We start from the raw sequence: 12,246 nt of genomic DNA on the forward strand, positions 1-12,246 counted from the left end.
TCGCCGTCCCAGGGGCTCGACCGGGAGTGACGGCGACGGACGGATGCATCACGCACTAATATAAGTACGTTATGGATTCCATGGAGCTCGCATCCGCCCTCGAGCGGCTGGTCCGGTTGTTCCGCCAGCTCACCACCGCCGGCGACCTGTCGCTCACGGCCGCGGCCACCCTTGCGACGCTGGAGCGCACCGGCCCGCGCCGCCTCACCGAGCTCGCCGTGCAGGAGGGCGTCACCCAGCCGGCCATGACCCAGTTGGTCGCCCGGCTGCACGACGCCGGGCTGGTCGAGCGCAGCGCCGACCCCGCCGACGGCCGGGTCGTCCGGGTCGGCCTCAGCGACGCCGGCCGCGCCGCGCTGGCCCTGCGCCGGGAGACGCGCGCCGACCGGCTGGCCGTCCTGCTGGGCACGCTCGACCCCGCCGACCGCGCGGCCCTCGAGGCGGCCGTCCCGGCCATCGACGCCCTGACCACGACCACCCTCACCACCACCGTCCCCGACCGCACCGGAGCCACCGCATGACCGGCACCGCCACCACCGCCCACGCGGCGGGCACCGCCGCCCCGTCCACCAACCCGTTCCGCCAGCCGAAGGCCGTCTACGCCGTCGCGTTCGCCTGTGTCGTCTCGTTCATGGGCATCGGCCTGGTCGACCCGATCCTGCCGGCCATCTCCAGCGACCTGGACGCCACGCCGAGCCAGGTGACGCTGCTGTTCACCAGCTACCTGGTCGTCACGGCGGTCGCGATGCTGGTGACGAACTGGGTGTCCAGCCGCATCGGCGCCAAGCGGACGCTGATCGCCGGGCTCGCGCTCATCGTGGTGTTCGCGGCGCTGGCCGGCGCCTCGGACAGCATCGGCGGCATCGTCGGGTTCCGGGCCGGCTGGGGCGTGGGCAACGCCCTGTTCATCGCGACGTCGCTCGCGGTCATCGTCGCGTCGGCCAGCGGCGGGTTCGTCGGCGCGATCGTGCTGTACGAGTCGGCGCTCGGCCTGGGCATCGCGGTCGGGCCGCTGCTGGGCGGCGTCCTCGGCGAGATCAGCTGGCGCGGCCCGTTCTTCGGCGTCGCCGCGCTGATGAGCATCGCGCTGATCGCCACCGTCGTGCTGGTCGAACCGCAGCCGCTGCCGGCCAGACGCACCGGCCTGCTCGAGCCGCTGCGGGCGCTGCGGCACCGCGGCCTGCTGGCGATGTCGCTGACGGCGCTCTGTTACAACTGGGCGTTCTTCACGGTGCTGGGCTACGCGCCGTTCCCGATGGGCCTGGGCGCCATCGAGCTGGGTCTGGTGTTCACCGGCTGGGGCCTGCTGGTGGCGATCTTCTCGGTGGCCGGTGCGCCGTGGCTGCAGCGACGGCTCGGCATCGCCCGCACGCTCTACGCGAACCTGGCCTGCTTCGCCGTCGTCGTCCTGGTCATCGCGATCTGGACCGACCACGTGCCGGTGCTAGTGACGGCGGTCATCGTCGCCGGCGTGTTCATCGGCATCAACAACACGGTGACGACGCAGGCGGTGATGACGGTGTCACCGGTCGACCGGCCGGTGGCGGCGGCGGCCTACGGCTTCGTCCGGTTCATCGGCGGCGGGCTGGCGCCGTTCGCCGCGGGCAAGCTGGTCGAGGCGACGAACGTGCACGTGCCGTTCTTCCTGGCCGCGGGCGTGCTGGTGGTCGGCATCGCGATCCTGACGACGGCGCGGGACGCGCTCTCCGACGCCGAGCGGGTCCAGGCCGGCGAGACGGCGCCGGCGTCGGCGCCGCGACTGGAGACCGTCGGGCCCGAGACGGCGGCTCCTGACGGCGTCATCGTCGCGGCCGTGGCCGGCACCGACGGCGCCGAGGTCACCCGGGTGGCCGCCCGGCTCGCGACCCTGAACGGGCGCACCGTCGACGTCCTGCACGCGCAGGAGTCCGCGATCGCCGGCGACAGCGCCGCCGAGACCGAGGACGACTCGGCCGCGCGCGACGCCGTCCGGCAGCGGCTGGACGAGGTCGCCGCGTTGGGCGTCCCGGCCGTCGGTCACCTGTTGCGCGGTGTGACCGACCATGGTGCCGTCGGCCGGCTGATCGCCGAGCATGCCGAGCAGGTGGGTGCACGGGCCATCGTCATCGGCACCCCCAGCCACGGCGGACTGGCGGCCTTGATGGACGCCAGCGCCAGTCAGGAACTGTGGCGGCACGCCCGCTGCACCATCGTGATCGTCAACGACTCACGGGTGTGACGGCGCCGGCTCCTGGCCCTCGATCTCGAACGTGAGCTCGTCGGCGTAGCAGTACCACCAGTCCTCGTCCGGCTCGAACGACCGGATGATCGGGTGGTCGGCGTGCTCGTGCGCGTGCGCCGTGGCGTGCTTGCCCGGCGAGCTGTTGCAGCAGCCCACGTGCCCGCAGGCCATGCACAGCCGCAGGTGCACCCAGCGGCCGCCGTCGCGCAGGCACTCGACGCAGCCGTCGCCGGACGGGGCCACCTCGCGGACGGTGTCCAGGTGCGTACAGGTCCTCATGGCCGACATGCTCTCACGCACCCCGTCAGCCGGCGGCGAGCGCGGCCAGCCCGCGTCCGGCCAACTCGCCGCGGACGACGGAGAGCGCGAACTCGCGGTCCGCGCGTTCGCCGGACGGGTCGAGCAGCTGCGCCGCGAACTCGGTGAGATCGACCAGCGCGCGGACCGCCCGGTAGTAGGCCAGACGGTCCGGATCGACGTCGACGCGGCCGTAGCCCACGGTGAACCAGCCCAGCTCACGCTCCCCGACCGGGGCGAAGCCGGGCAGCCCGCCGACGACGAACATCAGGTCGCGCTCCGGCGGGGCCAGCGTCGCGTCGTCCCAGTCGATCAGCCAGACCTCGGCGCCGGATGTGTCGGTGCCCGCCCCCGGGGTGGGCCCCACCCGGGCCGGGAGGGGTCTGCCCACCCCGCCACGACCCGACCGCAGCAGCACGTTCCCGAGGTGCGCGTCCGTATGGCAGACCACCGCGCGGGCCGGACGACCGCGCAGCCGGGCGCCCAGCACGGCGGACCGTGCGGCCAGCGCGCCGAGCAGTCCGGCGCCGTCGCGCCAGGCGGCGGCCAGCTCGCGGACGAGGTCGTCGCCGCCGTCGCCGGACGCCAGTCGCGCGGTCACCGCAGTCGTCGCCGTCAGCACCGCGTCCGGCCGGTGCTCCTCGACCGGCAGCTCCCGCGCGACGGCGTCGTCCGGCGGCACCGCGTGCACCCGCGCGAGCAGCGCGCCGTACGCCGTCCACTGCCGCGGTGTCAGGCCGGCGTCGACCGCCCGCGCGTCGCCCACCCACGGCTGCAGCGACAGCCGCCGCCCGCCGCGCTCGGACCACAACCCGCCGTCAAGGGCCCGGACCGGCGCCGGGACGCCGTCGATGCCCAGCGACGCCAGCCGCGCCGGCAGCAGCAGCCCGGCCGCCGATCCGCCGCCGGTCCACTTCACCGCGTAGAACGCGCCGCCGGCCCGCACCATCCAGACCGCGGCCGCCGCGTCGGCACCGTGTCCGATGGGCGTCACCTCATCGGCCACGATGCCGAAGTCCGCGCGGATCCAGTGGCGCAGCTCGTCCAGCCTCACCCGGCAGTCACCGCGGGCTCGTGCCGCACCGGCATCCGGACCGACGACGCCAGGAAGCACAGCTCGTGCGCCCGCTCGTGCAACGCGACGGCCTGGTCGATCATCGCCGCGTCGGCGACGGTGACCACCGGGCGGAGCACGACCTCGGTGAACGCGCCGCCACCGTCCGGGGTCAGTTCCAACGTCCCGGCGGCGGTGTCCTCGTACCCGGTCACGACCACGCCGGCGACCGCGCACAGGTGCAGGTACTGCAGCAGGTGGCACTCCGAGAGCGCGGCGACGAACAGCAGCTCCGGGTTCCAGCGGTCCGCCTCGCCGCGGAACGCCGGGTCCGAACTGGCCGCGAGCACCGGCCGGCCGTCGGCGGCAATGTCGTGCGCGCGGGAGTAGCCGCGGTACGACGCGGTGCCGGCGCCCTGGTTCCCGGTCCAGCGGACGGTGGTCGTGTACTGGTGCCTCGTCATCGGCGCTCCTCACGGGTGACTACGCTGCGAGCATGACAGGCTCCCGCGTGATCGCCGTCGGTCACCACCAACCCGAGCGCGTGCTCACCAACGCCGAGCTGGCCACCATCGTCGACACCAGCGACGAGTGGATCCGCTCCCGGGTCGGCATCGAGACCCGGCGCATCGCCGCCGACGACGAGACCGTCGACGCCATGGCCGCGAACGCCGCGGCGAAGGCGCTCGCCAACGCCGGCCTCGCCCCCGCCGACATCGACTACCTGGTGGTCGCCACGTGCACCGCCATCGACCGGTCGCCGAACATGGCCGCCCGGGTCGCGGCCCGGCTGGGCATGACGACGCCGGCCGCCATCGACGTCAACACCGCCTGCTCCGGGTTCACCCACGCGCTGGCGACCGCCGACCACGCCATCCGGGCCGGCGCCGCCACCCGGGCGCTGGTGATCGGGTCGGAGAAGCTGACCGACTTCACCGACTGGAGCGACCGCTCGACCTGCGTGCTGGTCGGCGACGGTGCCGGCGCGGTGGTGCTGGTGGCCGCCGACGAGCCCGAGGTCGGCCCGGTCACGTGGGGCTCGGTGCCGGAGATGTCCAACGCGGTGCGCATCGAGGGCCGGCCCGGCACGTTCGGGCAGGAGGGCCAGGCGGTGTTCCGCTGGGCCACCACCGAGCTGCCGCGCATCGCCCGGCTGGTGTGCGAGCGCAGCGGAATCTCACCCGAGGAACTGGGCGGCGTCGTGCTGCACCAGGCCAACCTGCGCATCATCGAGCCGCTGGCCGCCCGGGTCGGCGCGGTGAACGCCTTCGTCGCCCGCGACGTCGTCGAGTCCGGCAACACGTCGGCGGCGAGCATCCCGATCGCGCTGTCCAAGCTGGTCGAGCGGCGCGAGGTGCCGGCGGGCGCGCCGGTGCTGCTGTTCGGCTTCGGCGGCGGGCTGTCCTACGCGGGGCTGGTCATCCGCTGCCCGTGACGGCGTCGGCCGCGGGCCGGTCCAGCCGGTAGACGTAGTGGAGCGGGTCGTCGACCGGGTTGTCCGGTTCCATCGGACCCTCGGCGACGCGGCGGAAGCCGGCCCGTTCCAGCGCCCGCCACGACCGCGGGTTCGCGGCGACCACGGCGACCAGCAGGGCGGGCACCTCCGGCCGGGTCCGCCAGGTGTCGGCGACGACGGCGTGGATCATCGCCGTGCCCAGCCCGCGGCCGATGCTGCCGGCATCGCCGACGAGGTAGTCGATGGTGGCGGCGCCGTCGGGCACGTCGGTGAGCGCGGCGAACTCGTCGCGGTACTCGGCGAAGTCGGCCAGCCGGGACCGTTGCACCAGCCCGACCGGCGCACCGTCGGCGAGGGCCAGCAGGTCCTCACCCGGCTCGGTGCCGTCGGCGGTGCCGCCGAAGTCGCGCTCCAGCGCCTCGGGCGTGGTCTCGTGATCCCACCACCGGGCCACGTGCGGCTGCTCGAGCCAGCGGCCCAGCAGCGCGAAGTCGGCCCGGGTGACCGGCCGGAACGCGAACGTCACCGGCCGAGCCACGCCGTGCACCAGGTGTCGTCGGCGCACCGGTCGCGCAGGGCGGCGAGCGCGCGGAGCATCGTCTCGCGGTCGTCGCCCGGCCCGACCGCCGCCAGCAGGTCGTCGGTCTTGGCCCGCAGTTCGCGGGTGGCGGCTCGGGCCAGCCGGCGACCGGCGGCAGTGACCTCGATGCGGTTGGACCGCCGGTCGAGGTCGTCGACGCGGCGGACCAGCAAGGCCCGCCGCTCGAGATCGTCGAGGTCGGCGACGATGCGATTGCGGTCGTAGCCGATCGCGCCGACGATCTCGCGCTGAGTGCGCCAAGGGGGCTCCGCGGCGGCGCGCAGGACGGCGCACTGCCACGATGTCATGCCGTGCCGCCGCGCTACTGAGGACTCCAACGCGGCGAGCGCCTTGGCGAGTGGAAGCACCAGGCCGGCGAGGTCTAGGCCGGCCGTGCGCGTAACAGCCATGCGCCAAGGGTAGGCGAAGGGTCGGAGAGATGCCCTGAGCTGCGGTTTCGGGTCAGTGCTCCTCGCCGGGCCGGACCGTCGAGCCGGTCACTCTCAACCCGTACTGGTCGATGACGTGGCAGGCGTGGTCCTTCTCGTCCGCGTGCGCGTGCGCGGCGTTCTCGGCGCTCGAGTAGCGGGAGAAATCGCGGCTGGTCCACGGGCAGGCGGGACAGTGGGCACGATAGCGAGCGACGTCCACGCACCAAGACGTTAGCGGCGGCGGGCCGAGCCCGCGCGCGGAACGGCTCAATGGGTGAGACGACGCTTTCGTTCCGGCCTGCCCCATAGGGTGACGAGGCGAGGCCGCCGGGGTCCGGGCGGCAGAACAGGAGCGCGACGTGCCAGATCCCACCGCCGACGAGTCGCCCGCCGTTCCCGCTCCGGAACCGACGCCCATCCCCGTCCGCGCGCAGCTGCTGTCGACCGAACACTGGAGCCTGCTGGCCACGCGCAACCTGGCGTGGAGCGAGAGCTTCAGCCGGGCCAGCTGGTTCCTGACCGTGGTGTCGGCCACGGTGGTCGCGCTCGCGCTGGTCGCCGACAGCACCGACTTCGGTCCCGGCTTCCGGTTGTTCGCGCTGGTGCTGATGCCGTTGCTGGTCGTCATCGGCGTGGCCACCGTCATCCGCCTGGTCCAGCTCAACAGCGAGGACGTCGAGCTGGTCGCCGGGATGAACCGGCTGCGCCGGGGCTATCTCGACCTCGCGCCGGAGCTCGAGCCGTACTTCGTCACGGGCCACCGCGAGGACGTCGCCGGGCTCATGCAGACCTACGGCGTACGCCGCTCCCGCCTCCCGGCCGGCCAGTACCTGTCCAGCATCGCGTTGCTGGTCAGCGTCATCGTCGCGGCGCTGATCGGCGCCCTGGCCGGACTGATCGGCGACGCGTTCGGCGCCGGGATCGAGGCGGCGATCGTGGCGGGCATCGGCGCCGGCGTCGTCGCGCTGACGATCCTGGTCAGGCTGGTCGTCCGGCAGGTCAACCGGACGTGGGACCGCCGCTGAACCGCACCCGCCGGGCGGCCGCCGTGGCCGACACCACCGCGACGCCGATCGCCACGGCGGCGACGGCCGGGGCCACCCAGAGCCCGCCGTCGGGGACGAGACCCTCGCCGCGGGCCCAGGAGAACGGCACGACGGTGGTCGCAGCCGCCGCCACCCCCAGACCGGCGCCCAGCAGGCCGGTCACCAGGCTCTCGACGACGACGGACGCGCGCACCGTGCGGGGCCGGGCGCCGACCAGCCAGAGCCGCCGGAGCTCGGCACGGCGGTGCGCCACCGCGGCGGCCCAGGCGTTGACCACCATGATCGTGGCGAACAGCGAGATCATCACCACGACCACGACGTTGAGCAGGGTGGTCACGTCGTCGGCGCCACCGGCGCCGGCCATGGACCGCACGTCGATGTCGACCAGCATCAGCGTGCCGATCGAGGAGCCGGTCAGCACGATCACCGGCGCCAGCGTCGCGCTGAGCAGCTGCGACCGGCGCGCCGCGTTCGACAGCGCCAGCTCGGCCGCCGCACCGCGGCCACGGAACCGGCCCGCGAACCGCTTCAGCAACCCGGGCGCGGCCACCGCCAGGCCGATGCTCACCATGACGCAGGCGTTCCCGGCGGTCATCATCGCGTCGTAGGGGTCGGCGGAGTGACCGGTGACCGTCATCGTCACGACCGCGAAGCCCAGGCCGTACAGCAGCAGCGTCGCGGCGGCGATCAGCCGCCAGCGCGGCATGCGGTACTCGCGCACCTGCTCGGCCCCCGCTTCGCGCACCGGAGCGCGGCTGGCCCGGGCGACCGCGACGGAGGCGGCGAGGCGCGCCACGAGGACGGTCGCGACGACGGTGGCGAGCAGGGCGAGCGCCCCGCCCTGGAACCGGACGTCGTCGCCGACCACTTCGCCCGATCGCAGCGCGTCGAGCAGTGCGCGAGCGCCGAACCACGCCGGGACGGCACCCAGGGCGGCGGCGACGCTCGCCATGGCCAGGGTCTCGCCGCGCACCAGGGACCGGACCTGGGCGCCGGCCGCGCCGATGGTGCGCAGCAGCACGACCTCGTCGGTGCGCTGCCGGACGGTGATGCCGATGGTCGAGGCCAGGGAGAAGAGGACGATCACCAGACCCCAGCCGCCGACCACGCCGCCCATGATGAGCAGGGCCAGCCGGTCGTCACCGCTGCTGTGCAGAGCGGTCTCGATCATCGTGGCGAACGGCCCGATGACGACGGTGCCGAGGAACACCGTCAGCGCCGCCGCCAGGAACGCCGCCGGCCGATGCCGCAGCGACGGCCTGGCGAGCCAGCCCACCCGCCCCAGCCGGCCGCCGCCGGGACCGCCCGGCCGCCGGTTCGCCGGCCGGGTCCCCACCGGCGCCTGCCCAGCGGCGGCGCGGCGCGCTCGCTTGCTCGGCCGCGTGGCCGTGCGTGCCGCGCTCATCGGGCCACCGCCGAACCGGCCGCGACGAGCTGGTCGAGGTGGGCCAGCTGGCCCGCGACGGCATCGGCCGTGGGGTGCGCCATGTGCCCCGCGACCCGGCCGTCGACGAGGAAGACGACGCGGTCGGCGTACGAGGCGGCGACCGGGTCGTGGGTCACCATGACGATGGTCTGCCGCAGGTCGGTGACGGCGGCGCGCAACAGCCGGAGGATCTCCTTGGCGGTCGCGGAGTCCAGCGCGCCGGTCGGCTCGTCGGCCAGCACGACGGCCGGCGAGGCGACGAACGCCCGCGCGATCGCGACCCGCTGCTGCTGGCCGCCGGAGAGTTCGCCCGGCAGGTGGCCGGCCCGCTCGGCCAGGCCGACGTGACCGAGCAGGGTTCGCACCAGCCGTGGGTCGGCCTTGCGCCCGGCCAGCCGCAGCGGCAGCGCGACGTTCTGCGCGGCCGTGAGGTACGGCATCAGGTGGAAGCTCTGGAACACGAAGCCGATCCGCTCGCGCCGCAGCCGGGAGCGCGCGTCCTCGTCCCAGAACGTGACGTTCTCGCCGTCGACCAGGACCTCGCCCTCGGTCGGGCGGTCCAGCCCGGCGACACAGGACAGCAGCGTGGACTTGCCGGACCCGGAGGGGCCCATCACCGCGGTGAAGGAGCCGCGGGGGAAGTCGAGGTCGACGCCGTCGAGCGCGCGCACACCTAGTTGGTGGTCGCCGTAGACGCGGGCCAGCCGGCGTACCTGCACGGCCATGGTGTCCATCGTGGTCTCCGTTCGTTCGGGTGTCGTCGACGCTACGGATCGCCGCAGGTCAGAGGCGATCCACCTGACTCCCGACCCGGGGTGGGGAAAAGTCCACCCGGATCGGGGATCCAACCGGATCGAGGCCGTGGCCGCGGCTCCGTAGCGTCGACGACACCCCGACCGAACGAAGGAGACGACGATGCGACTCGACGACCTCACCGGGCGGCTGCTCCGCCCCGACACCGTCCCCGCGAGCGCCACCGACCGGACCCGCGCGCTGGCGGTCCTGGCCGCGGCCGGCCTGGCCGACGAGGAGCTGCGGGCACGCAGGGAGGCCGTGGGTGCGGCCGCCACTCGCAACGACCTCTACCTCGCGCTGGAGGGCCTCGGCGCCGGCGTGCCGCCGTGGGGCGTGACGACGGCGCTGCGGGTCGCGACGACGGCCTGGATCGCGATGACGGCGGTGCAGATCGTGGTGTGGCTGGCCATCGGTGTGGCCACCGGCGGGCTGGACGTGCCGTGGTGGCTGTACTCGACGGTCGGCGGCGCGGGCGTCGTCGGCGCCCTGTGGTGGGTGAACGAGTCCTACCATCGAGGTCCGGGTCGCCGCCCTGCCGGCGCGCTCGCGTGAGCACGACGACGGACGGCGGGAGGTGATCTGGTGGTCGACGACGTGGGCGACGGCCGGCCGTCGGGCCGGCCCGCTCCGGTCGTGGCGCTGCCGTCGTTCCCGGTCGACACCCGAGGGGTGCTCGAGCGGCTGCGGCTGACCGCCGTCGCCACCGGCACCGCCGCCCTCGCCGTGCCCGGCTGGATCCTGCTGATCCTGGCGATCATCGCGGTCCCGCTCAGCGTCATCGGCATCGGGCTGTGGATCGGCCTGATCGTCGTGCACGGCACGGCGACGCTGGTCCACGTCCTGCGCACCATCGCCGCGGGACTGCTCGACGCCGACCTGCCGGAGTACCCCGTCGAGGGCCAGGGCCGTTCGCCGGTGCGGCTGATCGCCGCCTGGGTGCGCGACCCGCTGCGCTGGCGCGAGCTGGCGCTGGTGGCCTTCACCGGGACGTTCGGTCTGGCGCTGTCGGTGCTCCCGGCCGGGCTGCTGCTGTCGCTGCCGGTGCACGCGACGCTGCTGCTCACCGACGGCGGGCCCGTGTGGTCGGCGCTGACCGTCCTGGCCGTGCCGATGACGGCGCTGTGGTGGGTGGGCACACCGTGGCTGGTGCGCGTGCGGGCGCTGGCCGACGCCGCGATCCTCGGCCACTCGCAGAGCCGCCGGCTGGCCGAGCGCGTCGCCGAGGTCGAGAAGACCCGCGCCGAGCTGATCGACCACTCCGCCGCCGAGGTGCGGCGCATCGAGCGCGACCTGCACGACGGCGCGCAGGCCCGCATCGCCGCCGTCGGCATGAACGTCGGCCTGGCCGAGCGGCTGATGAAGATCGACCCCGACGCCGCCGCCGAGCTGCTGCGCGAGGCGCGCGAGGGCACCGTCTCGGCGCTCGAGGACCTGCGCTCCGTGGTCCGCGGCATCCACCCGCCGGCGCTGGCCGACCGCGGGCTGACCGGTGCCGTCGAGGCACTCGCCCTGTCGCTGCCGGGTCCGGTCACGGTGACGCTGCGGCTGCCCGGGCAGTTGCCGGCGCCGGTCGAGTCGGCCCTCTACTTCGCCGTCGCCGAGTGCCTGGCCAACGCCGTCAAGCACGCCGGCGCCACGCGTATGTGGGTCGCCGGCGCCGCCGAGCCCGGCCGGGTGAGCGTCGTCGTCGGCGACGACGGCCGCGGCGGCGCCGACCCTCGCGGCTCCGGGCTGGCCGGCGTCGCCCGGCGGCTGGCCGCGTTCGACGGTACGGTCGCCGTGGCGAGCCCGGCCGGCGGCCCGACCACCGTGACCCTGGAGGTGCCGTGGCACAGCTCAGAGCCCTGATCGCCGAGGACCAGGCGCTGCTGCGCGTCGGGCTCACCCGCATCCTGCAGTCCGACGGCATCGAGGTCGTCGACGCCGTGCAGGACGCCGCCACACTCGCGGCGGCGCTGGCCAAGGACGACTTCGACGTCGCGATCCTCGACGTCCGGCTGCCGCCCACCTTCACCACCGAGGGCCTCACTGCGGCGACCATGGCGCGCGCCGCCCGCCCGGCGCTGCCGGTCCTCGTCCTCAGCCAGCACGTCGAGCCGCTCTACGCCCGCGACCTGCTCGCCGACGGCCAGGGCTGCATCGGCTACCTGCTCAAGGACCGCGTCGCCGACGTCGACGGCTTCCTCGCCGCGGTCCGGCAGGTCGCCGCGGGCGGCACGGTGCTCGACCCCGAGGTCGTGGCCGGCCTGCTGACGAACCGCCCGGACCCCGTCGACCGCCTCACCGACCGCGAGCGCGAGGTGCTGACGTTGATGGCCCAGGGCCGGTCCAACGCGGCGATCAGCGCCCGCCTTCACGTGTCGGAGGGCGCCGTCACCAAGCACATCAACAGCATCTTCACCAAGCTCGACCTGCCGCAGGCACCCGACGACAACCGCCGGGTGCTCGCGGTCCTGGCCTGGCTCGACGGCGCCGGCGGCTGACCGTCAGTGGTTCAGGAACAGTTCGATGACGGGGACGGCGACGTCGGGTCGTTGGATCGGCAGCTCGAGTGTGAGGTCGTCGGGCGAGGTGCGCAGCGCGTGGTGGGTGCCGGCACCCTCGTCGTGCGGGACCAGCCGGATTTCGGAGGCGTCGTTGAGCAGCTGTGCGTAGCGGACCTTCCCGGCCAGCCCGGGCAGGTGCAGGTGTTTGAACGGCCACGAGAGCACGTGTAGGTACAGCCGGTTGCCGTGTTGGGTGTAGCGGCAGTCCGGGGGCGGCACGAACGCGCTGGCGCCGGCGTCGTGGATGGAGCGCGCGTGCAGCCGCATCCAGCGTCCGATCTCGGCCAGCGTGTCCAGCGCCCGCGGCTCCAGCTCGCCGCGGCCGTTGGGGCCGACGTTGAGCAGCAGGTTGCCGTCTTTGGAGACGGTGTCGATGAGCAGCTTGATCAGCAGC

General features: G+C 74.3%; 16 protein-coding genes. 7 read left to right on the top strand and 9 right to left on the bottom strand.

Translation table 11 applies throughout. The annotated features are described in order from the left end of the window. The first annotated feature begins 80 nt into the window (after positions 1-80). Complete coding sequence (locus tag DZA62_RS23225; protein WP_198664088.1) at positions 81-521, top strand: MarR family winged helix-turn-helix transcriptional regulator; 441 nt, start codon at positions 81-83, stop codon at positions 519-521. Continuing rightward, entirely contained in the window at positions 518-2,218 is a 1,701-nt protein-coding gene (locus tag DZA62_RS23230) for an MFS transporter (protein WP_116951314.1), read from the top strand. The genes DZA62_RS23225 and DZA62_RS23230 overlap by 4 nt, the downstream gene beginning before the upstream one ends. On the opposite strand, the gene DZA62_RS23235 is transcribed toward DZA62_RS23230, so the two are convergent. The 3 genes from DZA62_RS23235 to DZA62_RS23245 are packed head-to-tail and all read right to left on the bottom strand — an operon-like array spanning position 2,207 to position 4,036. After that, entirely contained in the window at positions 2,207-2,500 is a 294-nt protein-coding gene (locus DZA62_RS23235) for a UBP-type zinc finger domain-containing protein (RefSeq protein ID WP_116951344.1), read from the bottom strand. The genes DZA62_RS23230 and DZA62_RS23235 overlap by 12 nt on opposite strands. A 25-nt stretch (positions 2,501-2,525) precedes the next feature. After that, entirely contained in the window at positions 2,526-3,572 is a 1,047-nt protein-coding gene (locus DZA62_RS23240; RefSeq protein WP_198664089.1) for a phosphotransferase, read from the bottom strand. After that, positions 3,569-4,036 carry an OsmC family protein gene (locus DZA62_RS23245; RefSeq protein ID WP_116951315.1) on the bottom strand — a complete coding sequence of 156 codons (468 nt, stop codon included), beginning with the start codon at positions 4,034-4,036 and terminating at the stop codon, positions 3,569-3,571. The genes DZA62_RS23240 and DZA62_RS23245 overlap by 4 nt, the downstream gene beginning before the upstream one ends. A gap of 32 nt (positions 4,037-4,068) precedes the next feature. On the opposite strand from DZA62_RS23245, the gene DZA62_RS23250 reads away from it, so the two are divergent. Then, positions 4,069-5,007 carry a beta-ketoacyl-ACP synthase III gene (locus DZA62_RS23250; RefSeq protein WP_116951316.1) on the top strand — a complete coding sequence of 313 codons (939 nt, stop codon included), beginning with the start codon at positions 4,069-4,071 and terminating at the stop codon, positions 5,005-5,007. Here the strand turns inward: DZA62_RS23250 and DZA62_RS23255 are convergent. Genes DZA62_RS23255 through DZA62_RS23265 form a run of 3 tightly spaced genes read right to left on the bottom strand, consistent with a single transcriptional unit; the run spans position 4,991 to position 6,259 of the window. After that, positions 4,991-5,566 carry a GNAT family N-acetyltransferase gene (locus tag DZA62_RS23255; protein WP_198664090.1) on the bottom strand — a complete coding sequence of 192 codons (576 nt, stop codon included), beginning with the start codon at positions 5,564-5,566 and terminating at the stop codon, positions 4,991-4,993. The genes DZA62_RS23250 and DZA62_RS23255 overlap by 17 nt on opposite strands. Beyond that, positions 5,551-6,018, bottom strand: coding sequence for a MarR family winged helix-turn-helix transcriptional regulator (locus DZA62_RS23260; RefSeq protein WP_157987849.1), 468 nt, complete (start codon positions 6,016-6,018; stop codon positions 5,551-5,553). The genes DZA62_RS23255 and DZA62_RS23260 overlap by 16 nt, the downstream gene beginning before the upstream one ends. Positions 6,019-6,070: 52 nt before the next feature. Next, positions 6,071-6,259, bottom strand: coding sequence for a hypothetical protein (locus DZA62_RS23265; protein WP_116951318.1), 189 nt, complete (start codon positions 6,257-6,259; stop codon positions 6,071-6,073). A 139-nt stretch (positions 6,260-6,398) separates the two neighbouring features. Between DZA62_RS23265 and DZA62_RS23270 the strand changes: the two genes are divergently transcribed. Further along, positions 6,399-7,064: a hypothetical protein gene (locus tag DZA62_RS23270; protein ID WP_116951319.1), complete on the top strand. Its 666-nt coding sequence runs from the start codon at positions 6,399-6,401 to the stop codon at positions 7,062-7,064. Here the strand turns inward: DZA62_RS23270 and DZA62_RS23275 are convergent. Continuing rightward, positions 7,039-8,490 carry an FtsX-like permease family protein gene (locus DZA62_RS23275; protein ID WP_116951320.1) on the bottom strand — a complete coding sequence of 484 codons (1,452 nt, stop codon included), beginning with the start codon at positions 8,488-8,490 and terminating at the stop codon, positions 7,039-7,041. The genes DZA62_RS23270 and DZA62_RS23275 overlap by 26 nt on opposite strands. Beyond that, positions 8,487-9,245 carry an ABC transporter ATP-binding protein gene (locus DZA62_RS23280; protein WP_116951321.1) on the bottom strand — a complete coding sequence of 253 codons (759 nt, stop codon included), beginning with the start codon at positions 9,243-9,245 and terminating at the stop codon, positions 8,487-8,489. Before DZA62_RS23280 ends, DZA62_RS23275 begins: the two co-directional genes overlap by 4 nt. A 181-nt stretch (positions 9,246-9,426) precedes the next feature. Between DZA62_RS23280 and DZA62_RS23285 the strand changes: the two genes are divergently transcribed. The 3 genes from DZA62_RS23285 to DZA62_RS23295 are packed head-to-tail and all read left to right on the top strand — an operon-like array spanning position 9,427 to position 11,789. Continuing rightward, positions 9,427-9,858 carry a hypothetical protein gene (locus tag DZA62_RS23285; protein ID WP_116951322.1) on the top strand — a complete coding sequence of 144 codons (432 nt, stop codon included), beginning with the start codon at positions 9,427-9,429 and terminating at the stop codon, positions 9,856-9,858. A gap of 30 nt (positions 9,859-9,888) precedes the next feature. Next, entirely contained in the window at positions 9,889-11,154 is a 1,266-nt protein-coding gene (locus DZA62_RS35885) for a sensor histidine kinase (protein ID WP_198664091.1), read from the top strand. Further along, positions 11,133-11,789 carry a response regulator transcription factor gene (locus tag DZA62_RS23295; protein WP_116951323.1) on the top strand — a complete coding sequence of 219 codons (657 nt, stop codon included), beginning with the start codon at positions 11,133-11,135 and terminating at the stop codon, positions 11,787-11,789. Before DZA62_RS35885 ends, DZA62_RS23295 begins: the two co-directional genes overlap by 22 nt. A gap of 3 nt (positions 11,790-11,792) precedes the next feature. On the opposite strand, the gene DZA62_RS23300 is transcribed toward DZA62_RS23295, so the two are convergent. Then, on the bottom strand, positions 11,793-12,246 hold a 454-nt coding region (locus DZA62_RS23300; RefSeq protein WP_198664092.1), incomplete at its 5' end, for an alpha-L-fucosidase.

The sequence above is a fragment of the Jiangella endophytica genome (assembly GCF_003427025.1).
Taxonomy (GTDB): domain Bacteria; phylum Actinomycetota; class Actinomycetes; order Jiangellales; family Jiangellaceae; genus Jiangella; species Jiangella endophytica.

Coding starts and splice junctions, on each gene's coding strand:
- DZA62_RS23225 (WP_198664088.1), top strand. CDS start 81: ATGGAGCTCGCATCCGCCCTCGAGCGGCTGGTCCGGTTGTTCCGCCAG.
- DZA62_RS23230 (WP_116951314.1), top strand. CDS start 518: ATGACCGGCACCGCCACCACCGCCCACGCGGCGGGCACCGCCGCCCCG.
- DZA62_RS23235 (WP_116951344.1), bottom strand. CDS start 2,500: ATGAGGACCTGTACGCACCTGGACACCGTCCGCGAGGTGGCCCCGTCC.
- DZA62_RS23245 (WP_116951315.1), bottom strand. CDS start 4,036: ATGACGAGGCACCAGTACACGACCACCGTCCGCTGGACCGGGAACCAG.
- DZA62_RS23250 (WP_116951316.1), top strand. CDS start 4,069: ATGACAGGCTCCCGCGTGATCGCCGTCGGTCACCACCAACCCGAGCGC.
- DZA62_RS23260 (WP_157987849.1), bottom strand. CDS start 6,018: ATGGCTGTTACGCGCACGGCCGGCCTAGACCTCGCCGGCCTGGTGCTT.
- DZA62_RS23275 (WP_116951320.1), bottom strand. CDS start 8,490: ATGAGCGCGGCACGCACGGCCACGCGGCCGAGCAAGCGAGCGCGCCGC.
- DZA62_RS23280 (WP_116951321.1), bottom strand. CDS start 9,245: ATGGACACCATGGCCGTGCAGGTACGCCGGCTGGCCCGCGTCTACGGC.
- DZA62_RS23285 (WP_116951322.1), top strand. CDS start 9,427: ATGCGACTCGACGACCTCACCGGGCGGCTGCTCCGCCCCGACACCGTC.